General features: G+C 55.2%; 18 protein-coding genes, 1 pseudogene and 1 other annotated feature. Of the genes and pseudogenes, 11 read left to right on the forward strand and 8 right to left on the reverse strand.

The genetic code is table 11. The features are described 5' to 3' along the window. The first annotated feature begins 208 nt into the window (after positions 1 to 208). Positions 209 to 820: a DNA-binding protein gene (locus QCD60_RS22015; protein ID WP_279788456.1), complete on the forward strand. Its 612-nt coding sequence runs from the start codon at positions 209 to 211 to the stop codon at positions 818 to 820. 93 nt (positions 821 to 913) lie between these two features. On the opposite strand, the gene QCD60_RS22020 is transcribed toward QCD60_RS22015, so the two are convergent. From QCD60_RS22020 to QCD60_RS22040, 5 genes and pseudogenes are all read right to left on the reverse strand, one after another. Next, on the reverse strand, positions 914 to 2293 hold the full coding sequence (locus tag QCD60_RS22020) for a PhoH family protein (protein WP_279788458.1): 1380 nt from the start codon (positions 2291 to 2293) through the stop codon (positions 914 to 916). Between the two features lie 129 nt (positions 2294 to 2422). Next, positions 2423 to 3100 (reverse strand): hypothetical protein, encoded by a 678-nt coding sequence (locus QCD60_RS22025; protein WP_279788460.1) that lies wholly within the window; start codon positions 3098 to 3100, stop codon positions 2423 to 2425. A gap of 379 nt (positions 3101 to 3479) precedes the next feature. Continuing rightward, positions 3480 to 4695, reverse strand: a pseudogene (locus QCD60_RS22030) (IS3 family transposase). Further along, positions 4305 to 4421, reverse strand: a sequence feature (AL1L pseudoknot). It overlaps the preceding pseudogene by 117 nt. A gap of 154 nt (positions 4696 to 4849) precedes the next feature. Continuing rightward, positions 4850 to 7450, reverse strand: a complete 2601-nt coding sequence (locus tag QCD60_RS22035) for an EAL domain-containing protein (RefSeq protein WP_279788462.1) — start codon at positions 7448 to 7450, stop codon at positions 4850 to 4852. A gap of 343 nt (positions 7451 to 7793) precedes the next feature. Further along, positions 7794 to 8309, reverse strand: coding sequence for a chemotaxis protein CheW (locus QCD60_RS22040; RefSeq protein WP_104151539.1), 516 nt, complete (start codon positions 8307 to 8309; stop codon positions 7794 to 7796). A gap of 326 nt (positions 8310 to 8635) precedes the next feature. Between QCD60_RS22040 and QCD60_RS22045 the strand changes: the two genes are divergently transcribed. Beyond that, the gene (locus QCD60_RS22045; RefSeq protein ID WP_279788465.1) at positions 8636 to 9865 is read left to right on the forward strand and encodes an FAD-dependent monooxygenase; all 1230 of its coding nucleotides are present in this window, start codon (positions 8636 to 8638) and stop codon (positions 9863 to 9865) included. A gap of 82 nt (positions 9866 to 9947) precedes the next feature. Here QCD60_RS22045 and QCD60_RS22050 read toward each other — a convergent pair whose 3' ends face one another. Then, the gene (locus tag QCD60_RS22050; RefSeq protein WP_104151537.1) at positions 9948 to 10406 is read right to left on the reverse strand and encodes a phasin family protein; all 459 of its coding nucleotides are present in this window, start codon (positions 10404 to 10406) and stop codon (positions 9948 to 9950) included. A gap of 92 nt (positions 10407 to 10498) precedes the next feature. Between QCD60_RS22050 and QCD60_RS22055 the strand changes: the two genes are divergently transcribed. The 6 genes from QCD60_RS22055 (at position 10499) to QCD60_RS22080 (ending at position 19851) form a co-directional block, all read left to right on the forward strand. After that, positions 10499 to 10720, forward strand: a complete 222-nt coding sequence (locus QCD60_RS22055) for a hypothetical protein (RefSeq protein WP_279788468.1) — start codon at positions 10499 to 10501, stop codon at positions 10718 to 10720. 58 nt (positions 10721 to 10778) lie between these two features. Then, a complete protein-coding gene (locus QCD60_RS22060; RefSeq protein WP_279788470.1) occupies positions 10779 to 11624 on the forward strand; it encodes an SDR family NAD(P)-dependent oxidoreductase in 846 nt (281 codons plus the stop codon). A 132-nt stretch (positions 11625 to 11756) separates the two neighbouring features. Further along, positions 11757 to 14666 carry an insulinase family protein gene (locus QCD60_RS22065; protein WP_279788472.1) on the forward strand — a complete coding sequence of 970 codons (2910 nt, stop codon included), beginning with the start codon at positions 11757 to 11759 and terminating at the stop codon, positions 14664 to 14666. Between the two features lie 124 nt (positions 14667 to 14790). Then, complete coding sequence (locus QCD60_RS22070) at positions 14791 to 15423, forward strand: response regulator transcription factor (protein ID WP_279788474.1); 633 nt, start codon at positions 14791 to 14793, stop codon at positions 15421 to 15423. A 422-nt stretch (positions 15424 to 15845) separates the two neighbouring features. Further along, the gene (locus QCD60_RS22075) at positions 15846 to 18461 is read left to right on the forward strand and encodes a DUF3141 domain-containing protein (RefSeq protein ID WP_279788476.1); all 2616 of its coding nucleotides are present in this window, start codon (positions 15846 to 15848) and stop codon (positions 18459 to 18461) included. Positions 18462 to 18537: 76 nt separating this feature from the next. Then, positions 18538 to 19851, forward strand: a complete 1314-nt coding sequence (locus QCD60_RS22080) for a DUF2254 domain-containing protein (protein WP_279788478.1) — start codon at positions 18538 to 18540, stop codon at positions 19849 to 19851. A 50-nt stretch (positions 19852 to 19901) separates the two neighbouring features. Here the strand turns inward: QCD60_RS22080 and QCD60_RS22085 are convergent, their stop codons facing one another. Next, entirely contained in the window at positions 19902 to 20543 is a 642-nt protein-coding gene (locus QCD60_RS22085) for a response regulator (RefSeq protein WP_279788480.1), read from the reverse strand. Between the two features lie 42 nt (positions 20544 to 20585). After that, positions 20586 to 22412, reverse strand: coding sequence for a PAS domain S-box protein (locus QCD60_RS22090; RefSeq protein WP_279788482.1), 1827 nt, complete (start codon positions 22410 to 22412; stop codon positions 20586 to 20588). Positions 22413 to 22659: 247 nt separating this feature from the next. Here QCD60_RS22090 and QCD60_RS22095 point away from each other — a divergent pair, with 247 nt between their 5' ends. The 3 genes from QCD60_RS22095 to QCD60_RS22105 all read left to right on the forward strand — a co-directional run bounded on the left by QCD60_RS22095 (position 22660) and on the right by QCD60_RS22105 (position 26129). Next, on the forward strand, positions 22660 to 24312 hold the full coding sequence (locus tag QCD60_RS22095; RefSeq protein ID WP_279788484.1) for an acyl-CoA synthetase: 1653 nt from the start codon (positions 22660 to 22662) through the stop codon (positions 24310 to 24312). A gap of 145 nt (positions 24313 to 24457) precedes the next feature. Then, on the forward strand, positions 24458 to 25327 hold the full coding sequence (locus tag QCD60_RS22100) for a 3-hydroxybutyryl-CoA dehydrogenase (RefSeq protein WP_279788486.1): 870 nt from the start codon (positions 24458 to 24460) through the stop codon (positions 25325 to 25327). Next, positions 25320 to 26129, forward strand: a complete 810-nt coding sequence (locus QCD60_RS22105) for an enoyl-CoA hydratase-related protein (protein WP_279788488.1) — start codon at positions 25320 to 25322, stop codon at positions 26127 to 26129. The genes QCD60_RS22100 and QCD60_RS22105 overlap by 8 nt, the downstream gene beginning before the upstream one ends. The last annotated feature ends 241 nt before the right edge of the window (positions 26130 to 26370 follow it).

Genomic DNA, 26370 nt, shown 5'->3' on the forward strand with positions numbered 1-26370 from the left:
TTCAATCACCACAGTCTTGTCTTTTGTCGAAAGTGCTTCCTCAAATGGGCACTTGATGCCCTCATTTCTTTATCGCTCTCAGTATTCTGATCTCTCGTCATGCATTCTTGTGGCTTAAGCAGCTTAACTCGCTTACGATTTGCCCTGTATTAATAGTACGTATTAAGTACTGGAGTTTTATATGCGTGAGCCTTCTACCTATGAGCGGGTGCTGGAAGTAGCGGACGAGCTGCTAGCAAAAGGGATCAAGCCAACTCAGCAGACAGTCAGAGAGCATCTTGGCAAAGGAAGTCTAACTACCATCAATAAGGCACTAAATGACTGGTGGCAATTGTTAGGAAACAAAGTCGCCGAGCCGGCTATTCCTGATTTGCCTGAGCCTTTGATCAAAAGTGTCCGACAGCTTTGGCAAGACGCCTTGTTTTATTCGAGAGATCAGCTCAGCGTACGAGCGAAGGAAATTGAGAAAGAGCATCAGCTGCGGCAACGGCAGCTCGAGGTAGAGAAAGAGCAGTGGCAGGCTCAGCTCAAGTCTATGGAGTCACGTTTGCAAAGCGTACTTGAGCAGAACGAAGCGCTCATTCGTGAAAAGTCACAAGCCCAGCAAAGCCTGAATGATTTAGAGCGTCAGTTGATTGCTCAGCAGGGAAGGGTGAAGGACATGGAGCGTAACCTGGCGCAGCAGGATATAGTCAACCAGAGAATGCTCAATGCGGAAATTGATCGGGTCCGTGATCTCACCAAGCAGCTGGAGCGTGCTGAGCGTCAGGCTGATGCTTACTATCATTTGTGGCAGTCTTCACAGGGTGAAAAGAGTTAATGATTTTGAGAAGTAAGGTGGTTTAACCAAAAAGAGTCCTTGTCTGAGTGGGTAAGCGCATCTCACGACCCGCTCACCCATTCTGCAGAAGTGTTAGAGGTTTTGTTCAGCGTATTCTGCCAGGCGACTGCGTACGACACCTGTTAAGTGAATGTTGGCAGAGCCTTCAAAGTTCTTGAAACGCTCAACGACATAGGTCAATCCGGATGTCAGAGCGGTCAGGTAGTTACTGTCGATCTGTGCTAGGTTGCCCAAAGCGATCATCTTACTTCCCTTACCGCAACGGGTCAGAATCGTCTTTAGCTGAGATGGAGTCAGGTTCTGGGCTTCATCAATCAGTACAATGGCATCCTGAATGCTGCGTCCCCGAATAAAGTTCAGCGACTTGAACTGAATGTTACCCTTTTCGATCGCATAGCGAACGCTGCTCTGCGGCTGATCATCCCCCTCATGCATAGCTTCCAGGTTGTCATGGATGGCACTTAACCATGGCGTCATTTTTTCCTCTTCTGTGCCGGGTAAGAAGCCGATATCCTCAGCGACGGGTGGCGTGCTGCGCGTCACTACGATTTTATTGAAGCGTTTTTCCTCGATGACCATTTCCAGACTACACGCCAGTGCCATCAGCGTTTTACCTGAACCTGCGGCCCCGTTGATGATGCAGAAATCCAGAGTGGGATCGAGAATGGAGTGCATGGCAAAGGCTTGTGGCAGATTCAGCGGACTGATGCCCCAGCAACTGTGGCTCATCAGTTTTTCGCGGTTGAGATCCAACAGAGTAATGTAATCAGCATCAATCTTGATGACCCTTGCAGCAAAATCCTCATCATCATAGAGGTATTCGTTTACGTGTACTTCAGGCAGTAAATCGGCAGATACCTTGTGATAGACATTCTGGCCGTCTCGCTGAGTTTGTACCTTTTCGACATTTTTCCAGAAGTCCCCTTCCAGACGCCGATGGCCTTCTGGCAGCAAGCTGACATCTGTAAGTAGTTGATCCTTCCGATAGTCTTCTACACGGTTGAGGCCTGCCCCCAGCGCTTTCAGGCGCATGTTGATGTCTTTGGTGACGAGGACGACTTCCAGCATAGACAGCGTACTCTGTAAGTGCAGAGCGCAGTTAATAATGCTGTTGTCATGGATCTGACTACCGTTTGGCAGATAGCCTTTACGGTCTGCGAGTTCGTGATCGGGGAATATCATCAGGCGGCCGAGTTTCTTTTTGCCGCTCATGGAGGGGATCGGAATGCCTTTGGTAATCTGACCTACTTTTGCATCGCGGACGATGTCGTCAATGGCATGTATCGCTATGCGTGCTTCCCTGGAAACCAGTTTCTGTCTGTCCTTGATGTCATCTAGCTCCTCCAGCACTGTCATGGGGATGCAGATATCCTGCTCCTCAAAGTTATACAGGCACTGAGGATCATGTAGCAGCACGTTGGTGTCCAGTACATATAGACGGGATGCGGCCATAGTAGTAATACCTCCTAAAAGTCAATCACTTACCCGGTTCTAAATATCTTCTTGGGCGTGATTGGGGCAAAATGACCATAGCTTTTAATCTGGGAACACAGCATATCTGTCTCAGATCTACTCGCTGATTCAATCCATTTTCCATAAGCAGACTGGAGCCTCTCTGGGGCAGAGTGACTGATCTGCTTTGCAATGTAGGCTAGGTTTCCATGGCTGGTTAGTGTCCAACTGGCAAACGTATGTTTGCATTGGCAGAAACGATGACGTTTCACATTCGCTCGGTGAAGTTGCGATTTCCAGGGGCGACCCTATGCTGGAGCCCGCGTATATGTCCAGGCCAGTCTTGTGTCTGATAATACCTTCAGGTTTGAAAGCAGAGACGACAGGTTGCTTCTCGAGAGGCTCGCCATGGTGCATGGTGATCATCTCTATGGGGTTCAGATGCGCGGTAAATTGCCACTGATCATAAAGAGCAGTGATAGCAGGAGGCTTTAAGTCGACATGACGGGCTTGGCCCGCTTTTGCAAGTTTGAGGGTGGGGGAGAGCTTGCCTGTGTGGCACTTGGTGTGGACTAAACGGTTACTGATGTCTAGTGCGTCCCGGCACAGAGCACGCAACTCTCGAGTTCTAAATTCTGTATAGACCGCCAGCGTCGCTAACTTGCGGTGTTGGAAATCATGGTAAACGTTAATAATTGCTTGGTACTCCTCGTAGCTGTATGGATCAGCACTCTTCCCTTTGAGGATGTGAAAAGCATTAAGTTTTTCTGCGAGATTATCCCTCTGGCAATAGTCGTTTTTTCTCACTTCACCAGAGCATCATCGATCATGCTGCGATGTAGTGTCGGTTTGATAATGGCGCAAACTGTGCCGTCAGTGCAATCCATAAAACCGGAATATATTTTAATTAACTAGCTCCAACGAACTACCGTTGCTCCATGATTTGTATATGAATTTCAACATAACACAGGTAATGCCTTATGGCGGCTGGGGCATTGTATCTTGTTTAACTGTCAGAAAATTTAATCAGAGTTCACTAACGTCCTGAGTGAGGCTGCACTTCGGATGCAAGAAGCACTCTCGTTCCTCCGTATGGCCTACCGAATAGCACGATCAGGCAGAGCGATCTGTAGCGTTTGTCTGAGACTGAACCACCCCGAGTTTTGCGGAGGCTGGTTGGTTTGAGTCAAGCCGCAATGGCCTGACTCCCGAGGTTGCGGTAGTAGTTTGCCTCAGCTTCTGCCGGTGGAATATAGCCAAGTGGCTCAAGCAGCCGCTGGTGATTGAACCACGACACCCAATTGAGGGTCGCCAGTTCCACCTCTTCCAGGCTGCGCCAGCGGCGCCGGTGGATCACTTCGGCCTTGTACAGACCGTTGATCGTCTCTGCCAGCGCGTTGTCGTAGCTGTCGCCCTTGCTGCCCACCGATGGCGCGACCCCCATCTCAGCCAGCCGCTCGCTGTAACGCAGCGACACATACTGCGAGCCCCGGTCGCTGTGGTGGATCAGCGCGTTCCGCTCTGGCCGTCGGGCGTATAGCGCCTGCTCCAGCGCATCCAGCACGAAGTCGGTGCTCATGCTGCGGCTCACGCGCCAGCCGACAATGAAACGCGAGAATACATCCACCACGAAGGCCACATACACGAACCCTTGCCAGGTCGAAACATAGGTGAAATCCGAGACCCATAGCTGGTTGGGGCGCTGGGCTACGAACTGCCGATTAACCCGATCCAGCGGGCAGGGCCTGCTTTCATCTCCATGGGGGGTTCGCACCGCCTTGCCCCGGCGTACGCCATGCAGTCCTAACCGTTTCATCACTCGCTCCACCGTACAGCGGGCCACGGCAACGCCCTGGCGCTTGAGCGCACGCCACACCTTGTCAGCACCGTAGACCTGCAGGTTCTCTTCCCAGACCCGCCGAATGTCGTGGCTGAGCGCCTCATCGCGCTTGTCTCGGCGGCTGCGCAGGTCCGGCTGACGTTGTCGTGCAACATGGCGCCGGTAAGCGGACGGGGCAATCTGCAGAACCTTGCAGAGCGGCTCGACCCCGAACCGCGCCCGCTGTTGGTCGATGAACGATCTTATGACTTGAAGCGGCGGTCGAGCTCCGCCTGGGCAAAAAACGCGCTGGCCAGACGCAGGATCTCGTTGGTTTTGCGCAGCTCCCGCACCTCGCGCTCCAACGACCTGATCCGCTCCTGCTCGCGAGTGGTCAATCACGCTGACCCGTATCACGCTCATACTGGCGCACCCAGTTACACAACGTCTGTGGGTTACAGCCTATCTTGCTGGCGATCGATACGATCGCAGCCCACTGAGACTCATGCTCACCGCGCTGCTCAAACATCATCCGTACCGCACGCTCACGGACTTCAGGGGAAAACTTGCTGTTCTTTTTCATGGCTCCATCTTCTCAAAAGTTGGAGCCTCCGCGAAAGCCGGGGCGGTTCAATGCAAGTCCGACTAGCAGTGTAATGAGGCCATTATGTCTCTGATGGTGGCTATAATACTGGCGCCTATCCTCATGACAGATATTCTCACCAGCACTACTAAATTCAGATGCTGGCTGTGTCCGACTGCAGCTGGCCGAAATGTTCTTTCAGAAATCCACACATTTGCTGATAAGGCATTGGGCGGCAGTAGTAGTAACCCTGCATAACATCACATCCCATATTGAGCAGTGCGTCCACATGCGCTTCGGTTTCAACTCCTTCCGCCACCGTACTCAGCCCCAGAGACCGGGCCAGATTGATAATAGTTGCAACGATGGTGGCGTCGCTGGGGTCCTTCAGCATATCCCTGATAAAACTTTGGTCGATTTTGAGAACATCGAGCGGGAAGCGTTTTAAATACGACAAACTTGAATAACCCGTACCAAAGTCGTCGATGGATATCTGTAATCTCAATTTTTTCAATTCGAGCAGCATCAGACGTGATCCCTGTGTGTCTTTTGCCAGAACGCTCTCAGTAATTTCCAGCTCGACCTGGCTCGAATCGATATTGGTAATCCTCAGAATATTATCTACGTCCTCATGAAAATTCGGCTCTCTGAATTGCACGGCTGAAATGTTGATACTGACCTTCATATCGAAACCAGCCTGATGCCAGCTGTGAGCATCCTGACAGGCTTGCAGTAGCACCCATCTGCCAATCGGGACGATCAGTCCTGTTTCTTCTGCCAGAGGGATAAACTCAGCAGGAGAGATGAGTGACTGGTCTGACCCGCGTAGTCTCAGCAGTGCCTCGACCCCCACGACGCGATGCTGACGGGCGTCAACTTTGGCCTGATAGAACACTTCGTACTGCCCGTTATCCAGTGCTTGTCGCATATGCTGCTCAAGGCGATGGCGAGCCAGCATGCTGATTTCAATCTCCTGCGAGAAGAAGTGCCACCGATTTCTGCCTTCCTGCTTGGCTTTGTACATGGCGGAGTCTGCATGACGATAAAGTGATTCAACATCCGGGCTGTCATCCGGGTAGATACTGATCCCTACACTGGCTGACAGGTCATAGCGGGTCTGCTCTAACCAGAATGGCTCCTCCATGGTCATCATGACCTTTTCGGCGTGATAGGCCAGTTCGTCGAGGGAGCGGATATCTGGCAGCAGAATGATGAACTCATCACCGCCCTGGCGGCTGACGGTATCGCAGGCACGGACCGCCTGTTTGAGCCGGAGCGCAACATTTTGAATAAGCAGATCGCCCACGCTGTGGCCGACAGAGTCATTGATGGTTTTGAAGTGGTCAATATCGAGCAGCATCATGGCTGCTTTTTCTCGTTTGCTCCGGGCGTTATGCAGCGCACGATCAGCGCGATCCTGCAGCAGCATGCGGTTAGGCAAATTGGTGAGGGCATCGTGATTGGCGAGATGGGACATCTTCAGCGCCATTGCGCGTGCTTCACTGACGTCATGAAAAACGATTATGGCCCCCTGAGTAGCCCCTTCGTCATCGCGAATGGGGGCGGCAGAGTCTTCAACCTCAAAGTCTCGCCCGTCTCGTCTGCGCAGTGAAGAGTTGAGCGCCATGCCGACCACACGCTGTTCATGTAACGCGATGTATATGGGGTTCTTCAGCCGGTATGCGCCGCTGGAGTCGTGAAGTAGCATCACCTTTTCGATAGGTTTTCCCAGCGCTTCATCGGAATACCAGCCGGTCAGGGACTCGGCGATCGGGTTCATGAAGGTAATTAAGCCTGCCAGGTCAGTTGCAATAACGGCATCGCCAATCGAGTTCAGGGTGACGCGAAGGTGCTCCTTTTCCGTATGCAGGGCAGACTGCGCCGCTTTCAGTTCAGGGACGTCATTCAGCAACATGACAAATCCATTGAATGTCCCATCTATCAGCGTCGGTACCAGTGATGCCTGCACAAAGTGAAGGCTACCGCTGGCGTCTTTGACAGGCAGGTTTTTGCTCACTGTATGCCCACTTGTTACTTGCGGTAAGCAACTCAGGAGTCCTTTGATATCAGGGCTGTCGGTATTGAGAAGTGGCACGTCAGCCGGGTCGATGCCGATGACCTGATATATAGACTCTCCCAGCATCCTGTCTGCTGTATACCCGAACCACAGACCATCATGGTCATTGGAGAAGATGTTATTGAAGTGAATATCCCAGTAGGCAACGAACGCCGGGAGATGATGAATAATGTTGTGCATCGTACTTTTGGCGAGTGCCAGTTGTTGTTTTTCTCTGCGTAGTTCCAGATGAGTTTTGACCCGTGCATGTGCTATCGCGGAATGGATCGGCTTGTGTAAGAAGTCGACGCCTCCGCTCTCTAAGGCGCGCAGCTCGTTCTGCACTTCGCTGTGTGCAGTTACGAATATGATGGGGATATCGCTTAGCTCACTGTCCTTCTTGATGGTCTGGCATACCTCATAGCCATCCATGCCGGGCATTTCGACATCGAGCAGAATAAGATCAGGGCGGTGTTGTCTCGCCATCGCTAACGCTTCTTCTCCGCTCGTTGCGAAGATGACGTCTCCCAGCTGCGCTACAGCTCCATTCAGAATTCGGATGTTGGAAGGTTGGTCATCGACAATGAGAATAACGTCAATCTTGGTTGAGAATGACTCCATCTTCGAAAGCTCCTTTTCCAGCGCTATGGCATCGGCAGGATGTTCTGATGCCCGTGACGGCCCGATGGTGGATGTCATGTGCATATTTTTTGAACTACATAAGAGTGTAGAGGGCTTTACGAAAAAGAGGGCAGAATGGCGCAGTATTTGTGCTGGTTGTTTGCATGACTATGCAAGGCAAGGGAGTGTGCCGCGCAAGAGCAGAGTAATAATCTCCCTGCAGTCGGCCATCCGCACGATGAGGGCTACTGCATGAGTGATGTTTACAGACAGTACAGATTGGAGAGAGCGGTGAGTTTGGCTCCGGTCACGCAGGGGGGTAGCATGCTGGTCCTATGACCGGATGGCTGAAAGTCATGATCTTTAAAAGAAAAAACCTCTCGTCTGAGAGGTTTTTAAAGTGAATGAAAAGCACCAGCAATCAGAAATCTTCGGCCGCATGCTCGGCGATTCTTTCCTTGGCGTGCTCGTTTTCTTCAATGATGCGGTTAAGGTCCAGAAGGATGATCAGCTCGTCATTGTGATAGCTGACACCCTGAATGAATTTTGCGCTTTCCTCAGTGCCCACGTTGGGTGTGCGTTCGATTTGAGACTGGCGCAGGTAAATGACTTCGGCTACGGCATCGACCACCATACCAACGACCTGATCCTGGAACTCCATAACCACAATACGGGTGTTGCTGGTGGACTCTGTGTTTGGCAAGCCAAAGAGCACGCGTGTATCGACTACGGTGATGACGTTACCACGCAGATTGAGAATACCCTGAATAAAGTAGGCAGACCCCGGTACGGGAGCAATTTCTGTGAAGGAGTAGGTCAGAACTTCTTTGACCTGCATTACATCGACTGCGTAGGTTTCTTCAGCAAGGTTGAATGTGGCCCACTGCATCAGTGGATCATTATTTTCAGCCTGGCTTTTTGCTTCGTTCTTTGCCATTTCGTCAGCCCGGTCACACGTTGGTTTTCTTCACGGTAGCACAGCTTGTCAGCTTGTGCCTGTAAGGTGGCTTCAGCCAGTGACTTGTCGGCAGTATCCTGTGTCACTGTGTGCTGGATCAAAACCCTTGTATTTCATACAGATGAACCACTGGCTCTGCAGTATAATCCCTCCCACCTGACCTGTTAACCGACTTTTGTACGCAAGCAATTGCAGGTAAGTGATAAACAGGTTTACGGCGGTAGAGATGAGCAATTAGTTATTGAAGTTTAATAGTCTTGATATTGCCTGATGAAAAATGTGCAACTGCGAGAGGGCAGGTTACTGTGAGCCAGACTACAGCAGAGGTTAGTTCAAATCAGCATCGCCCAGCGGTAGTTGACGTCGATATCGTCATAGTTGGCGGTGGAATGGTAGGGGCTGCTCTGGCTGCCGCCTTAGGCAATACGGCATACCGTGTGATGTTGCTGGAACAGCAGTTACCAGAGCCTTTTACCGCAGAACAACCCCATGATCTGCGTGTTTCTGCAATTAGTGTGGCCTCGCAGCAGCTGCTTGCTGAAGTAGGAGCGTGGTCGGCGATTCTTGCCATGCGAGCCTGTCCGTATCGTCGTATGCGGGTGTGGGAAGAAGACTGGCAGTCTGGCACCCTGTTCGATAGTCACGATATTCAAAGAGACTACCTTGGTCACATCATTGAAAATCGCGTCGTTCAGTTGGGCCTGTGGCAAGCACTGGAGCAGTATGACAACATCGAGGTAATCTGCCCCGCCAGTATCAACCAGATTGACTACGATGGCAGTGCTTCAACACTGACCCTGGATGATGGGCGTAGCTTCCACACCTCACTGCTGGTGGGCGCCGATGGTGCACGCTCCCGCGTACGAGACACTGCGGGTATTGGTGTCACCGCCTGGGAATACCCCATGCACGTTCTCGTTGCCAACGTAGGTACCGTCTATAGCCAGCAGGATATTACCTGGCAGCGCTTTCGTCAGACCGGGCCAGAGGCATTTTTGCCACTGAATGGGCCCCATGCATCACTGGTCTGGTACAACACGCCGCAGAAAGTGCAGGAGCTGATGGCGATGGATATTAACAGCCTGAAAGTCGCATTCGAACAGCATTTTCCTGCTGAGCTGGGTCAGATTACTGCTATTGAGGGGCGGACCTGGTTCCCGCTCAAGCGCCAGCATGCGCAGAGCTATGTAAAGCCCGGTATTGTTTTGATTGGTGACGCGGCACACAGTATCCATCCGCTGGCAGGGCAGGGGGTAAATCTCGGATTTATGGATGTTATGGCACTTCGGGATGTATTGCGTGAGGCTACACCGCAATCTCTTCGTGAGGGGGCACCGCTGCAAGACTACGAAAAGCGGCGTAGACAGCCCAATTTGCTGATGATGAGCACGATGGACTTGTTTGCCAGAGCCTTTTCATCCTCCTTACCACCATTGAAACTATTGCGCATTCTGGGACTGGGGTTGGCTGACAAAACCGGGCCGATCAAGAATAAGGTCATGAAGTACGCAATGGGGTTGAGTTCCACCCTCTGAGCACTGCTTTCTTGCCTGCTGATATGACAATGCCGACACATCGCTGCGTCGGCATCGTCATTTGGCTGTTGCTGGCGCTGAATTATTCAGTGGCAGTAGCAGCGGCTTTGCTAGCGGTTTTGCTGGCAGTTTTGGTGACTTCTTTGGTGGTTTCTTTCGCCTTGTCCAGCGCGAATTTGCTGAAATCAACGAACTTGCTGAAGTCAAAAGCAGTTGAAGAGTCGGTCAGTTCAGACATCTGTTTTTCAAACAGTGCGGTGTAAGACTCACGTGCTTCAGTCATGGCAGCGACGCTTTCTTCAAAGGTATTGGTCAGACGCGCTTCCATATCCTTGGCAAACTGCACCTGCAGATCCATGGCGGCTTTGACGTCTTTGGTTTCCATCAGGGCCTGAGATTGCTTGAAGCATTTTCCGCTCAGGTCTACAAAGCAGGCGCTCTGGCAGCTGCTCAGTTTGTCAAAGGCCTTCTTGCTGATTTCCATGGCTTCAGTCATGGGCGCAAAAGTCTTTTTAAAGTCAGTAAAGTAAGCTTCGTACATGGGGCAACTCCTGTAGTTTATCGGGCTTCTCACCTATGGATTTGCGCTTGGCACCTATGCTGTTTTGTGCGTTGCACAATAAGGATGAGCAGATGTTAATCGCTGTTCACAATTTAGTCAAAGCAATAGTTTGGCTAGTCAAAACATTAGTTGGCGGTAGTTTCAATATCATTGCAGATTGTTCCAGTGCCACACCTTTGGCGACTGACGGGGTCTTCGGTGCTGCACATGCACATCAAATGCCATGTGCAAATATTGATCAATTGTCGGTATGTCACAGGGTGTTTGCCACGATATGGATCAACAATCACTGATTATGCTGAAAGTCATCTTGGTCATAGTGGCCACCAGCTCGTGGAAAGGAGGCTGAGGTTGACAGTAGATAGCACGCAGAAATGGATACTGATCACGGGTTGCTCAACCGGCATTGGCCGTCATTGCGCTCTGGCTCTGCATCAGCAGGGATTCAGTGTCATCGCCAGTTGCCGCCGGCAGGAAGATGTTGAGCGTTTGCAGAAAGAGGGTCTGACGGTATTGCCATTGGATCTGCGCGACGGCCGGTCGCTGAATGAGGCGGTGGAGCAGATTCATGCACTGACAGGAGGCAAACTCTATGCACTTTTTCATAATGGTGCATACGGTCAGCCGGGGGCGCTGGAGGATCTGCCTGTCGCAGCCCTGCGCGAGCAGTTTGAAACCAATGTCTTCAGCTGGCATGAACTGACACGTCAGTTGCTTCCCCTGCTCAAAGCCTCATCAGATGCACGGCTGATCTACAACAGCTCGGTGCTGGGCGAGGTAGCCATGCCGCTACGAGGCGCGTATGTGGCCAGCAAGTTTGCCATTGAAGGGATGGCAGATACCCTGAGACTGGAACTGGCTGATACCAGCGTCAAGGTCGTGCTGATTGAGCCCGGACCAATTCAGAGTCAGTTTCGTGACAATGCCTATCAGGCATTCATGCGTCATATCGATAAGAACAACAGCCGCTTCTCGGCCACCTATGACAATATGATCGCGCGTTTGCAGCGTGATGGGCTAAATGACAAGTTCACTCTGGGGCCTGAAGCGGTGCTGGAAGTGCTGGAAAGTGCACTGACGGCAACGAATCCGAGGCCTCGTTATCGTGTTACCCGCCCGGCAAGAGTGTTGCCCTGGTTGAAACGGCTGCTGCCGACCCGTATGTTGGATAAATTGCTATTAAAGGCCGCTGATTGAGACTGTAAGCACAGTTTGCTGGCCTGACAGAACTGACTGGTTGTAATGGTGTGTGCCGTTACTGAGTTTTTGCTGTATGCCCTGACGGTAACAATGATCAGAGGCAGTGCAGCGTTGTCTGGATGAAACTAAATGATGAAGACACACTCCGCCTTCCGCCTGATCCGGCAGACGCCCATTGCGTCCTTGGGTATTGAAGTTGCCGAGTTCGAACACCTTCAGACCGGTAGCATGCACTACCACATTGCCAGCGATAACGAAGAAAACGTCTTCATGGTGGCATTTCGTACCATGCCCATGGACTCCACCGGCGTAGCGCACATTCTGGAGCACACTGCCCTGTGCGGCAGTGAACGCTACCCGGTGCGTGATCCGTTCTTCATGATGACCCGCCGTTCACTCAATACCTTCATGAATGCCTTTACCAGCAGTGACTGGACGGCGTATCCCTTTGCCAGTCAGAACAAGAAAGACTTCAACAACCTGCTGGATGTCTATCTGGATGCGGCCTTCTTCTCCCGCCTTGACCCTCTCGACTTCGCTCAGGAAGGCCATCGTCTGGAGTTTGCCGAAGCGGAAAATCCGGAGTCGGCACTGGAATACAAAGGTGTGGTCTTCAACGAGATGAAAGGGGCCATGAGTTCGCCGGTCAGCACTCTGTGGCAGACCCTGACGAAGTACCTGTTCCCGACGGCGACCTATCACTACAACAGCGGCGGTGATCCTGCCTGCATTCCTGATCTGAGCTATGAAGAGCTGCTGGCGTTCTATAAGCGCCACTATCATCCCACCAATGCCGTGTTCATGACCTTCGGTAACATCGACCCGTATGAACACCAGGAAAAGATGCATGAGCAGGCGCTGAAGCGCTTCGACAGGCTGGATGACAAGCTGGAAGTGACGGATGAGAAACGTTACTTCGCGCCCATCATCGTTGAAGAAGCCTATGCCTGTAACGAAGACGACCTGCAGAATCAAACGCATCTGGTCATGGGCTGGCTGCTGGGCTCCAGCATCAATCTCTATGATTCATTGAAAGCCAATCTGCTCAGCAAGGTGCTGCTTGATCACAGTGCCTCGCCCCTGCGCCATGCGCTGGAAACCTGTGGTCTGGGCCAGTCACCCTCTCCACTTTGCGGACTGGAAGACTCCAACCGCGAGATCAGTTTCATGTGTGGCCTGGAGGGCAGTAACCCTGAGCAGGCGGCGGCTTTTGAACAGCTGGTGCTGGATACCCTGCAGAAACTGGCCGATCAGGGGGTGGATCAGGATCAGGTCGATGCCGCACTGCATCAGCTGGAGTTGAGCCAGCGTGAAATCGGTGGTGATGGCTATCCCTATGGCCTGCAACTGGGGCTGGGGCTGTTGTCCAGTGCGATTCACCGTGGTGATCCCATTGCGCTGTTGGATTTGGATCCGGTACTGGAGCGTCTGCGTGAGGATGTCAAAGACAGCCAGTTCATCCCCGGTCTGATCAACAAACTGCTGCTCAACAACCCGCACCGGGTACGTCTGACGCTGCGTCCTGATGCCAAACTGGCGGAGCGTCGCGAACAGGCTGAAAAGGACACGCTGGCCGAAATCAAGGCTGGCCTGACTGACGAACAGAAAGCCAGTCTGGTTGCTCAGGCCAAGGCGCTGCAGGAGCGTCAGGATCAGATCGACGATGCGGACATTCTGCCCAAGGTGACCCTGCAGGATGTACCTGCTGATATGAAGGAAGTGGTGGGTATCGCCCATCAGCAACCCGTGCGCGTGACCAGCTATGATCGTGGTACCAACGGCATTGTTTACCAGCAGGTGGTGCTGCCCCTGCCCGAGCTGAATCAGGAGCAGCTGAGTCTGCTGCCTTACTACGTTGGCAGCGTGGCAGAGCTGGGCGTGGGCCAGAAAGACTATATGGAAATGCAGGCCCGGCAGGCACAGGTCAGCGGTGGCCTGAGCGTATACACCTCGCTGCGCGCCAATATCAACGATCCGTCACAGCTGGGTGCCTATCTGGTTATCAGTGGCAAGGCACTGGCCCGTAATCATCAGGCACTGGATGAGCTGATGCTGGATACCTTCCAGCATGTACGTTTCGACGAACACCAGCGTATTCGTGAGCTGATCGCACAGCGCAGTTCGCGCAAGCGTCAGAGTGTGACAGGCAGTGGTCATTCACTGGCCATGCTGGCATCTGCGGCGGTATTCAGCCCCGGTGCGCGTCTGGCTCACATCAACTCAGGTCTGGAAGGGATTCGTTTTATTCAGCAACTGGACAAGAAGCTGGCGGACGAAGGCCAGATGCAGGAACTGACAGGCACCTTTGCAGCACTCCATCAGCGCTTTGCCGAACAGGCACGGCAGGTGGTGCTGGTCGCTGAAGGGGAGCGACTGGAAGAGTGTATCGCTCGTCTCAGCCCGCAGTGGCATGTTGCAGGCGATGTACAGTCTGGTCACTGGCAGCCACAGCTGGCGGATGTCGCCAGACTGCAGGCGTGGAAAGTAAATACTCAGGTGAACTTCTGTGCCAAAGCCTATCCCACAGTACATTCAGGTCACGCGGATGCGCCCATCCTGACCGTACTGGGCGAGTATTTGAGGAACGGCTTCCTGCACCGTGTCATTCGCGAGCAGGGCGGTGCCTATGGTGGTGGTGCAGGTCATGATGCAGGCAATGGCGTGTTCCGTTTCTACTCTTATCGTGATCCGCGCAATCTGGCGACGCTGGCAGACTTTGACCGTGCCATCGACTGGGTGCTCAGCAGCCCCATTGATCAGGCCAAGCTGGAAGAGGCGGTGCTGGGCGTGGTCAGTTCGCTGGATAAACCCGGCTCGCCCGCAGGCGAAGCCATCCAGACCTTCCACAATCTGTTGCATGGACGTACTCAGGAGCAGCGCAAACTGTTCCGTCAGCGTGTACTGGAAACCACCGCAGCAGATCTGCGTCGCGTCACAGAAACTTATCTGCAGATCGACAAGGCCAGTGCTGCCGTGGTGACCCACGAGCAGGGGCAGAAGCAACTGCTGGAAGCAGGCTTCAGTGCCTTCTCACTGTAAGTGCTTGATGGCCTTGCCCACAGGGCAGGGCCCGTCGTATCTGGCAGGCAGAGGAGTAGCCTCTGCCTGCCAGCCTTGAAGTGAGCCTTTGCTGCAACAGCAGCGTCAGTGCAAGGGCAGAAGAGTGAATCCGATACGAGTCATGCTGGTTGATGACCACGATGTTGTGAGGGCAGGCTTTTCCCGGCTGCTGGAGTCGTCCGGCGATATTCGCGTGATTGGTGAGGCACGTCTGGCGGAAGAGGCGGTACAGCAGTACCCGCAGCTACAGCCCGATGTGGTCATCATGGATATGTCGATGCCCGGCCTCGGTGGGTTGGAGGGGATTAAACGCATCTGCAGCCATCATCAGGACGCCAGGGTGCTGGTGCTCACTGTGCACGAGAATGAGCCCTTTCCGCAGCGTGCGATTGCGGCAGGTGCCAAAGGCTATCTGACCAAACGCTGTGCTCCTGAGGAGCTGCTGGAAGCGGTCAACAAACTGGCCAACGGACAGGAGTATTACGCCACCAACGTACGCTCCATCCTGAAAAAACAGTCCCGGGAAATCAGCGAAGGTGACGCGCTGACCCGCCGTGAGTTCCAGATATACGAGCTGATGGCTCGCGGTCTCAGTGTCAGCGAAGTGGCGGATACCCTGCACCTCAGCGTGAAGACCGTCCATACCCATCGCGCCAATCTGATGCGTAAACTGGATGTTCGCAATAACGCTGAGCTGGTCATGCGTGCGGTACAGGACGGCATGCTGGAGCAGTAACGCCAGTCTTTCTCCCTGTATTACCTTTCTCCCAAGGTGGATCTGTCGTACACCACATCGCCAGATTCACCACATTTCGCGGTTTTGCCCTCTGGCTGTAACGAACGGTTATTAAACTTCCTCAACAGGATGCTTGGGTTTTGACCTGATTCGACTCTAGTATCAGCATTGTTGTGTGCAGTGCAGCATAAATGTTGCATGCCAGGAGTCAGGAATACGATTCTGACCTTTCCGGTGAGCGGTGTAGTCCACCAGCAACATCTCCCGCCGGCGAACTGGCGGGCAGGAAGGGTTATACCTCCCTTTCGTGCAGGACCAGGCGGTAAGGCGCTGGCGGCCTGAAGTAGTTGAGCCGTTTCAACGTCACCGATTCTCGTTGATAGCTCCCGTTCATGTCGGTAACGGGCTCACAGGAGTGGTTTATGTTGAATACCGAAGGCTTCGGTTCATTGTGGAATGTCTGGGCAGACGGGCTCTGCTACGGCGTGGATGCGATCCAGCGCTCAGTGCTGTTCACCGATGTGCTGCGCCAGCGCGGAGAGCGCTATCACCAGCACATGGCCATGCGTGTACCTCACGTACTCAGCTTCGACGCTGATCTGGTCGCGGACGGGCGTGAGCTGCCTGATCCGGCAGCCTATGGTCTGGCGGTGATTGTGCCTCCCGAAGGTATCGAAGTGGACATGCGCAAGCGCCCCTTTGTGGTGGTGGATCCCCGCGCGGGTAACAGCCCCGGTATTGGTGGCTTCAAGTCTGACAGTGAAATTGGCGTGGCGTTGCGCTCCGGGCATCCCTGCTACTTTATCGGCTTTCTGACCTACCCACTGGAAGGCCAGACCATCGAGGCGGTGATCCGCGCTCATCATCATTTTCTGGAAGTGGTGCGGGCACGCCATCCTGAAGCCGAAGGCAAACCCGTGGTAGTGGGTAACTGTCAGGCTGGCTGGCAGGTCATGATTGCTGCTGCGCTGCGGCCTGAGCTGTTCGGGCCACTGATTATCGCTGGTACGCCGCTGTCATACTGGGCGGGTGTGCGGGGGCAGAATCCTATGCGCTATTCTGGTGGACTGCTGGGTGGCTCCTGGATGACTGCGCTGACCAGTGATCTGGGCAAAGGGGTCTTTGATGGCGCCTGGCTGGTACAGAATTTTGAGAGTCTGAACCCGGCCAATACGCTGTGGACCAAGCAGTATCATCTCTACTCCAATATTGATACCGAACCAGCCCGTTATCTGGAGTTTGAAAAGTGGTGGGGTGGTCACGTCTACCTTAACGGCGGCGAAATGCAGTACATCGTCGACAACCTGTTTATCGGCAACCGCCTGACCGCTAATCAGATGATCATGGCCGATGGCGCGCGGGTTGATCTGCGCAATATTCGTTCACCCATTATCGTGTTCTGCTCCAGGGGCGATAACATCAGCCCACCCCAGCAGGCGCTGGGCTGGATTTCCGATCTGTACGACAGCGATACCGATGTGCAGGCCCGTGGCCAGACCATCATTTACACCATTCACGACAGCATTGGCCATCTGGGTATTTTTGTTTCCGGCAAGATTGCCCGCAAAGAGCACAACGAGTTCGCATCCAATATCGACTTTATCGATGTCATGCCGCCGGGCTTATATGAAGCCATCATTACGCCCAAGGCGGCGGATGCCACGAATGCCGAACTGGCACATGGTGACTACATTCTGGAGTTCGCCGGTCGGGGCATGGATGACATCCGGGCGGTGGTGCAGGAGCGTGAGGACGACAACCGGCGTTTTGCAGCGGTAGACCGCCTGTCACAGATCAACCTCGGTTTGTATCGCCAGTTCATGCAGCCCTGGGTCAGAGCCATCAGCAATGATGTGTCGGCTACTGTCATGCACCGCTTGCACCCTTTACGGGTCAGCTACGAGATGTTCTCGGAGATTAACCCGTGGATGACCCCTGTACGCTGGATGGCATCCTTTATTGATGGCAACCGGCTTGCCACCACGGAAGACAACATCTTCACCCAGATCGAGCGTCAGATGTCTGGCTGGCTGGAGTCGGCACTGGACCGCTATCGGGATAACCGTGACATGCTGGAAGAGCAAATATTCCTCGGCTTCTACGGCTCGCCTTTGCTGCAGGCCATGCTGGGCCTGAGTGCCAATGACGCTGATGTGCGCCCCCATCCCGGTGCGGACCCTGAGTTCCGGGCTTATCTCGATTTCCACCATAAGACCTTGCGTCAGCACATGACTATCGGTGGCATCCGCGAAGCCATGACGCGCTCGCTGATCTATGTGGCACTGGCAACACGAGTCACCGACGAGCGCAGTTTCCATGTGCTGCAGCAGTTCCGCGAGGCTCACGCCGAGCGCCTGTCATTGCATGATTTCAAAGCCTTGCTGCGTGACCAGTTCCTGATGCTGCGACTGGACGAGCCGCTGGCCGTGGCTTCCATTCCCTCGCTGTTACAGGGCGTCCCGGCTGCCACTATCGAAGAAACGCTGGCACTGGTGCATTCCACGCTGACGGCCCCTGGCCCTCTGTCAGCAGAGGCGCAGGTGCGTTACGACGAAATCGTTGCCCTGTTCAAGGCGGTGATCAGTGAGCAGGTGGCCAGGGAAGAGGCAGAGGCCAAGGCAACAGTTGCGAAAGCCGAACCAGTGATCAATGGCAAGTCCAAGCCGGTTCTTGAGCGTAGCGATGCCGTGCTGGCGGAAAGTCAGCACGCCGTGGTTGAGGTCAAGGCGGATGATGCGGTGGCGACCGTCAGTGGTGACAGTGTTGCTGCCGAGCAGGAACAGGCCGGCGTCGCTGCAGAGGTGATCGCGCAGCCTGTCCAGACGAGCGCTGCACCTGCACCTCGCCGCGCCAGCGCTACACGCAAGCCCACCAGTGCTGCCAAAACAACGGCCACCAGCAACACTAAAACCACCGCAGCCAGAAAGGCACCTGTTGCCAGCAAGGCGTCGACGACGGGAAGCCGTCGCAAGCCCGCATCGACGGTTGCTAAAACACCCGCTGCAAATGCTGGAAAAAGTGAAGAAAGCGGCAGCTGACAGGCAAGGGGCTTTGACTCTGATCGTGATCAACGCCATAAGTGCATGATAAGTTTCAGGCACTCGGGTTAACGATATGGCTCAGGACAGGGATGTCATTGCATCCAAATGGATGTTCTATCTGCGGGAAGTGGCACATCGTATGTGGTTCCGCGCCAGTCTCTACTGCGCGCTGGCCATTGGTACGGTGTTGATCAGTCCGCTGGCTAACAGCTGGGTGCCGGGGCACTGGGCGACTGTGCTCGGTGCCTCCTCCATCGACAGCATTCTCAATATTCTCGCTTCCAGCATGCTGGCGGTGACCACCTTTTCCCTGACCACGGTGGTATCTGCCTTTGCTACCGCCTCGTCGAGTACCACACCCAGAGCGACCAAACTGCTAATTGAAAACGCCGACGTACACAGTGCGCTGGCGACCTTTCTGGGCGCCTTTCTGTACGCCATCGTCGGTATTGTGGCGCTCAGCACACATATCTACGCCGATGGCGGGCGGGTAGTACTGTTTGGTGTCACGGTGCTGGTGATTGTGCTGATCACGGTGACCCTGCTGCGCTGGATCGATCAGATATCGCACCTTGGCCGGGTAGGGGAGACCGTCAATCTGGTTGAGTCCACCACCCGTGAGTCGCTGATCCGACGGGCACGTCAGCCCTATCTGGGTGGTCAGCCCTATGAGCAGAGCCCGGTGGCCGGTACCCACATCAATACCCTGCTGGTGGGCTATGTGCAGTACGTCGACATGGGTAAATTGCAGGCACTGGCTGAGCAGTACCAGTGCCGTATCCATCTGGAAAGCCAGCCCGGTGAGTTTCTGGTGCCCGGCCAGCCGCTGGTCAGTGTCGATACGACTCCCGCTGAAGCACTCTGTCAGGCGGTACGTGCAGCCATCGTGACTGGCGATGCCCGCACCTATCATCAGGATCCGCGCCTCGGGTTGATAGTGCTTAACGAGATTGCGATCCGGGCGCTATCACCTGCTATCAATGACCCGGGCACGGCCATTGACGTCATCGGAACCTGTGTGCGGTTGTTGCACACCTGGGCAGAAGAGCGACAGCGGGCGATGACGGTCGTGGATATGCAGGAGCAGAACCAGCCGCGAGGCTATCAGCCGGAATATGATCGCATTTATGTGCGGGCACTGGCGGAAGAAGACTTTTTCCGAGATGTGTTTGTACCGATTTCCCGCGATGGCGCTGCCTTCGTGGAGGTCGGGATCTGGCTGCAAAAGGCTCTTTATGGATTACAAGGCTGTGGCTTCGTGCCTTTCCACGGGCTGGCGCTGGCGTTTGCCGAGCAGGCGCTGGCACGTTGCCAGCATGCCATGTCTGCTGAACAGGATATTGCGGCTGTCACCGAGCACTTCCGTAAACTGAAATTGGATCGCTGACGATGCAGGGGCCCAGCTGCCGAACACGTGAGCAGGCGCCAAGCCGCCGCTCACTCTCTGGCTGCCAGTGGATCAAGCATTCCGGTGGCGATGACCATGGCGACCAGTTCAGGCAGGCTGTCCGCAGCGAGCTTTTTCATTACCCGGGCGCGGTACAGGTCGACGGTTTTGACGCTGATATCCAGTTGCTCGGCGATTTCTCGGTTACTGAACCCTTTAGCCAGTGGCAGCAGCAGATCACTCTCACGCGGTGTCATGTCCGCCAGACGTGCCTGAATACTGGCGAGCTGCTGCCGCCGTTGCCACTGGGCGGCGTGGCTTTGTAATGCCTGCTGCACGCTGTCGAGCAACAGCTGTTCATTGATGGGCTTTTCCAGAAAGTCACAGGCGCCCGCCTTGAAAGCACGCACTGCCAGCGGCACGTCGGCATGGCCGCTGATAAAGATGACCGGCAGTTGCACCTGCCGTTGGCGCATGGCCTCCAGCACGTTGAGACCGCCCATGCCGGGCATACGAATATCCAGCAATACGCAGGCGTTGATGCTGGCGTCGCACTGCTCCAGAAAGCTTTGCCCGCTGGTAAAGGGGCGCGTTTCAATCCCCACTGAGTCGAGCAGCCAGACCAGTGAGTCGAGCATGCCCTGATCATCATCCACCACGTAAACGATCTGTGGTGTGGTTGTAGTGCTCATCGTCACTTTGGCTCCCAGGTTGTCAGTTCAACAGAAGGTATATCACGGCTTGTCTGTGAAGGTATTGTCGGCGTGAATGGCGGGCAGGCGGCATTCGAACACTAACCCGTCAGGGTGAGTCTGCGCCTCCAGTGTGCCACCGAAACCTTCCACCAGTGTTCGGCTGATGGACAGGCCAAGGCCAAGGCCATCGGCCTTACTGGTAAAGAATGGGGTGAAGATCTGTGCCAGACGTTCCTCGCTGAGTCCGGGGCCGTGATCAATGACCTGTACACAGACCCAGTTTTCCTGACAGCGATAGCTGCGCACGGTGACGTGAGAACCGTTGTGGCCATGGCGTTCGCGATTGGCATCGATGGCGTTGCGCAGCAGATTGATTAGTACCTGCTCCAGCAGCACCGGATCGACAAAGATGTCAGGCAGGGCGGTCTGAAGCTCTGTCAGCAGCTGCACCTGTTTTTCGTTGGCATCCCACTGACACAGCATCAGGGCATGGCTGATCACGCCGTTGGCATCCAGCTTTTGCAGGCGAGGCTGCCCTTTGCGCAGGAAAGCCCGCAGACGCTTGATGACCTCCGCAGCATGGTTGGCATGAAGGGTAATGCGGGTCAGGCCCTCTGCCACCTTCTCATGCACCTGATCCTGCTGCGGCAGACGTTTCAGATAGCGCAGGCTGGCTCCGGCGTAATTAACCACGGCAGCGAGTGGCTGGTTCATCTCATGGGCAATACCCGATGCCAGCTCCCCCATGGTGGTCAGGCGGCTGGCATGGGCCAGTTCTTCCTGATGGCGGCGCAGCTGGCTCTCGCGCAGCTCACGCTCCGTCATATCGCGTGCTACCAGCGAAAAGTAGCGCACGCCGTCCGCTGCCGTATGGGCCAGCAGCACCAGTGAGACTGGCAACGCCTGACGATGACGTGGGTGCAGATACATGTCGGTACGCCACACACCCTGCTCACGTGCCGTCAGCAACCCCTCCAGCAGGCGCTGGCGGCTGGCGTCATCGAGCAGACTGGCGAGCGTCGGGAGTGTCAGTGTGCTGTCGGTTTTCTGCTGCCCGGCCGGTGCCGGCGGCGCGTCTGCACACAGCGCCCGTCGTGCCGCCTGATTGATATAAGTTGGCTTGCCGCTGCTGTCGAGGAACAGGACCAGGTCGGTGGTGGCCTCGATAACGTCGGCCAGACGATGCCTTATCTCTTCCGCTTTGACGCGGGCAGTGACATCACGGCTGACGCTGACCACTTCGATGACCTCACCGGAGTATGCATCACGGATGGCGTGGCTGGCGGTTTCAAACCACAGGTAGTGCCCCTGACGATGCCCGATGCGATAGGTCATGGTATGCCGCCCGCTGATCTCCAGCTCTTCGCGTGCAGTGAACAGCCGGTGCCGGTCTTCGGGATGAAGTAAGTGTTTGGTTTGCATGCCACGCAGCTGTTCAGGCCAATAGCCAAGCAGCGTCCATGCAGCGGGCGATGCATCGAGGAAGGTGCCATCCGGAGAGTGGTGCGAAATCATGTCACTGGTGTTTTCAGTGATCAGGCGATAGAGCCTGCTTGCCTCAGCGGCTTCTTTTACGCTGCGTCGCTCATGGGTGGCATCACGTCCGCGCAGCAGTACCTGCTGGCTGACACGTTCAGGAATAAAACTCCACAGCAAAATGCGTTCACCGACCTGATGCTCAACGTCCTCAATTGCCCGTTGCTGACGCAGACTGGCGCTGACCAGTGCTGCCACATTGAAGGGCAGCAGCTGTATGAGGGGGACCTGCAGTTCACCGAGCAGATGCTGCAACGCCTGATTGCTTTGCAGGGGATGGGCGCTGGCATCAAGCACAGCACCGGGCTGAGGGTCGTTGTATAGCAGCATAGAAGGGTGGCTTCCGGAGTGATGCTGAGCGTAGTGACAGGATTTTAGTCCAGTACGGTATTTTTATATAGTAAAAATACTATACCACTATAGTGATAATTGTATTTTCGTTGATGATTGCCTATAAAAGACAGCAGCCAACAGGAGTGCAGTGCGCCAGCCCGATCAGGAGTGGGTGCTAAGTGCCCCTGTGTTGCGGTAGTCACAGCCACGCAGTGCATAACAACAACAGCTAGCGGAAACAGCCATGACCTCCATCTACGATCAGCATCTGGAGCAGCACACCACCAACCATGTGCCGTTGTCTCCTCTGGGTTTTATTGAGCGCACCACCAGTGTCTACCCGCACCGGCCCGCCATGATTCACGGCAGTCAGCATTTCACCTGGCAGCAAACCTATCAGCGCTGCCGTCGTCTCGCTTCTGCCCTGCAGGGCAGGGGAATCGGCAAGGGGGACACCGTTGCGGTAATGCTGCCCAATATTCCGGCCATGCTCGAAGTGCACTTTGGGGTGCCCATGGTCGGTGCCGTGCTCAATACCCTGAACATTCGCCTTGATGCCGAGAGCCTGGCGTTCATGCTGGCGCATGGTGAGGCGAAGGTGTTGATCGTTGATCGTGAATTTACCCCGGTGATAGCGCAGGCACTGGCGCTGCTCGACCAGCCGCCGCTGGTTATCGATGTTAATGACCCGGAGCTGGGTTCGGCAGAGGCCATCAGCCCGCTGGACTACGAGGCTTTTCTGGCCGAGGGCGACCCCGAGTTTGTCTGGCGTCTGCCTGACAACGAGTGGGATGCTATTTCGCTCAACTACACCTCAGGCACGACCGGCAATCCGAAAGGTGTCGTCTATCACCACCGTGGTGCTTACCTGAATGCACTGGGCAATACCACGGTCTGGTCCATGGGCCAGCACCCGGTCTATCTGTGGACGCTACCCATGTTCCATTGCAATGGCTGGTGCTATCCGTGGACCGTCACTGCCTGTGCTGGTACACACGTCTTCCTGCGCAAGGTGGACCCGCAACGTATTCTGACCCTGATCCGCGAGCAGCAGGTGACCCACATGTGCGGCGCCCCCATTGTGCTCAATGCGCTGATCAACATGCCCGAATCTGCCAAGGCGGCCATTGATCATCCGGTGCAGGCCATGACCGCGGGGGCTGCACCACCTGCCAAAGTGATTGGCTCGATCGAGGAAATGGGCATCCATGTCACCCACGTTTATGGTCTGACCGAGGTCTACGGGCCTGTTACGGTCTGTGCCTGGCACGGTGAATGGGATGATCTGCCACTGGAGCAGCGTGCCCGAATCAAGTCCCGTCAGGGGGTGCGTTACCTCACGCTGGACGGGCTGCGGGTGGCCAGCCCGGCGACCCTGCAGGATGTGCCGCGCGATGGCGAAACACTGGGCGAGATCTTCATGCGCGGTAACACCATCATGAAGGGGTATCTGAAAAATCCGGCGGCCACGGCCGAGGCCTTTGCCGGTGGCTGGTTCCATACCGGTGATCTGGCGGTATGGCATGCCGATGGTTACGTGGAAATCAAAGATCGTCTGAAGGACATCATCATTTCCGGCGGGGAGAATATCTCCACCATCGAGCTGGAAGATACCCTCTATAAACACCCGGCGGTGCTGGAAGCGGCCGTGGTGGCGCGGCCGGATGAAAAATGGGGCGAAACACCCTGTGCTTTCATCACGCTCAAGGCTGATCATCAGGATGTGAGTGAAAAAGACATCATCGCTTTCTGTCGCGAGCATCTGGCGCACTTCAAGGTGCCGCGCAGTGTGGTGTTTGTGCCCCTGCCCAAAACCTCCACCGGTAAGATTCAGAAGTACGTGCTGCGTGACTGGGCCAAAGATCCCAGCCAGATCAGGACGGACGAGCTGAGTTAATTCTCCGGACAGACAGGGAGCAGGTGCAACGGTCATCAGCCGGTCAAGCGGTTGTGTTTACCTCTGAGAGGGGTATAACTGAGCTGTTTATGCCGCAGGGCAGCAACATCGTCCCCGGCAGGAAAGCACAAGCGAGGACCGGCGAATGAGCAACGACAAGGTAGGTGCTGAGTTGAAAATTGGAATCGTAGGCGCAGGGCAGATGGGCGGTGGTATCGCTCAGGTAGCAGCCACCTCTGGCTTTTCGGTGGTGCTGGCCGACATCAGTCTGGATACGGCGCAAAAAGGGCTGGCAGCGATCCAGAAGCGGCTGGACTCACAGGTCAGCCGCGGCAAGCTGCAGGCTGACGACGCGGCTGCCATCAGTCAGCGTATCAGCGCAGTGGGTGAGCTGGAGCAACTGGCTGACTGCCAGCTGGTGATTGAAGCGGCCAGTGAGCGGGTAGATCTCAAGCTGGATCTGTTCCGCAAACTGGACGGTATCTGCCATGCGGATGCCATTCTGGCTTCCAACACCAGCTCCATCAGCATCACTACTATTGCTGCCGTCACCCGGCGTCCGCAGCAGGTCATCGGCATGCACTTCTTCAACCCGGTACCGGCCATGAAACTGGTTGAGGTGATCGGCGGGCTGGCTACCAGTGAAGAGACCTTCAGCAAGGTCATCGCGCTGGCCGAGCAGCTGGGTAAATCACCGGTCAAATGTCAGGACAAGGCAGGATTTGTGGTCAACCGTATCCTGTTGCCCATGCTGAATGAGGCCTGCTTCGTGCTGGAAGAGGGCGTGGCCAGTGCCAGCGATATCGATACGGCCATGACGCTGGGCTGTGCGCATCCCATGGGGCCGCTGACGCTGGCCGACTTCATCGGTCTGGATACCTGTCTGGCCATCATGGAAGTGCTGCACCGTGATCTGGGTGACGACAAATACCGGCCCGCGCCCTTGCTGCGCAAATACGTAGCAGCAGGCTGGCTCGGCAAAAAATCAGGAAGAGGGTTCTTCAGCTATGAATGATACCGAACTGGCTTTGCCTGCCTTTTCGACACTGCTACTGAGCGAGTCGGGACAAGGCATCTATACCCTGGAACTGAACCGCCCGAAGCAGCTGAATGCCATTGATTCCACCATGCTCAATGAGCTGATGGAAGCGATCCGTTATCTGCAGGGCGCCAGCGATGTACGGGTGCTGCTGCTGACCGGCGCGGGTGAAAAAGCCTTTGCAGCCGGCGCGGACATCAGCCAGATGAGTGGTCTGGCGGCGCTGGAAGCGCGGCACTTTTCACAGCTGGGGAATGAAGTTTTTGCTGCGCTGGAGCGCCTGCCGTTTGCCACCATCGCGCTGGTCAATGGGTTTGCTCTGGGGGGAGGCTGTGAGCTTGCCCTCAGCTGCGACTTCATTCTGGCCAGCGACAAGGCCCGCTTTGGTCAGCCTGAAGTGACGCTGGGCGTACCGCCCGGTTTTGGTGGCAGCCAGCGTCTGACCCGCCTGGTTGGGCGAGGCATGGCCATGGAGTTGCTGCTGAGTGGCCGCATGGTCGATGCCACCGAAGCGGTACGCATCGGTCTGGCAAACCATGCTTACGCGGCAGAAAGCCTGCGCGAAGAAGGCATGAAGCTGGCGCAGAAAATTGCCGCTAACGGTCCGGTGGCGGTGCGTCTGACCAAAGAGCTGGCTCATCGCGGCCCGCAATTGGATCTGACCGCCGCCTGCGCGCTGGAGAGTGATCTGTTCGCACTGGCCTTTGCCACCGAAGATCAGAAAGAAGGCATGACGGCCTTTCTGGAGAAGCGTCCGGCCGCGTTTAAAGGCCGGTGATCACGGATCCGGGTACCGCTGTCCTGTCGCGTGCTGTGCTCAGGGTGACGGTGATCCCGGGCGCAGAACCGAATTGCGACAACGATGCAAATGACGCAGTGATTAAGGAGTCAGTGCAGTTACGTGGGGGAGATCAGTAAGGATTCGGGAGCCCGTATAGTGAAAGCTCTTAGAACATAATTTATTGATCTATAAGTACATTCTATTGGCTCTGGTTATAACCGAAAGGCGTCTGCATGAT

It is taken from the genome of Pokkaliibacter sp. MBI-7, assembly GCF_029846635.1.
In the GTDB taxonomy this organism is placed as follows: domain Bacteria; phylum Pseudomonadota; class Gammaproteobacteria; order Pseudomonadales; family Balneatricaceae; genus Pokkaliibacter.

Bases quoted from the DNA above. Each gene is read 5' to 3' on its own strand.
- QCD60_RS22020 (WP_279788458.1), bottom strand. From the start codon at position 2,293: ATGGCCGCATCCCGTCTATATGTACTGGACACCAACGTGCTGCTACAT.
- QCD60_RS22035 (WP_279788462.1), bottom strand. From the start codon at position 7,450: ATGACATCCACCATCGGGCCGTCACGGGCATCAGAACATCCTGCCGAT.
- QCD60_RS22040 (WP_104151539.1), bottom strand. From the start codon at position 8,309: ATGGCAAAGAACGAAGCAAAAAGCCAGGCTGAAAATAATGATCCACTG.
- QCD60_RS22050 (WP_104151537.1), bottom strand. From the start codon at position 10,406: ATGTACGAAGCTTACTTTACTGACTTTAAAAAGACTTTTGCGCCCATG.
- QCD60_RS22055 (WP_279788468.1), top strand. From the start codon at position 10,499: ATGTTAATCGCTGTTCACAATTTAGTCAAAGCAATAGTTTGGCTAGTC.
- QCD60_RS22065 (WP_279788472.1), top strand. From the start codon at position 11,757: ATGATGAAGACACACTCCGCCTTCCGCCTGATCCGGCAGACGCCCATT.
- QCD60_RS22075 (WP_279788476.1), top strand. From the start codon at position 15,846: ATGTTGAATACCGAAGGCTTCGGTTCATTGTGGAATGTCTGGGCAGAC.
- QCD60_RS22080 (WP_279788478.1), top strand. From the start codon at position 18,538: ATGGCTCAGGACAGGGATGTCATTGCATCCAAATGGATGTTCTATCTG.
- QCD60_RS22085 (WP_279788480.1), bottom strand. From the start codon at position 20,543: ATGAGCACTACAACCACACCACAGATCGTTTACGTGGTGGATGATGAT.
- QCD60_RS22090 (WP_279788482.1), bottom strand. From the start codon at position 22,412: ATGCTGCTATACAACGACCCTCAGCCCGGTGCTGTGCTTGATGCCAGC.
- QCD60_RS22095 (WP_279788484.1), top strand. From the start codon at position 22,660: ATGACCTCCATCTACGATCAGCATCTGGAGCAGCACACCACCAACCAT.
- QCD60_RS22100 (WP_279788486.1), top strand. From the start codon at position 24,458: ATGAGCAACGACAAGGTAGGTGCTGAGTTGAAAATTGGAATCGTAGGC.
- QCD60_RS22105 (WP_279788488.1), top strand. From the start codon at position 25,320: ATGAATGATACCGAACTGGCTTTGCCTGCCTTTTCGACACTGCTACTG.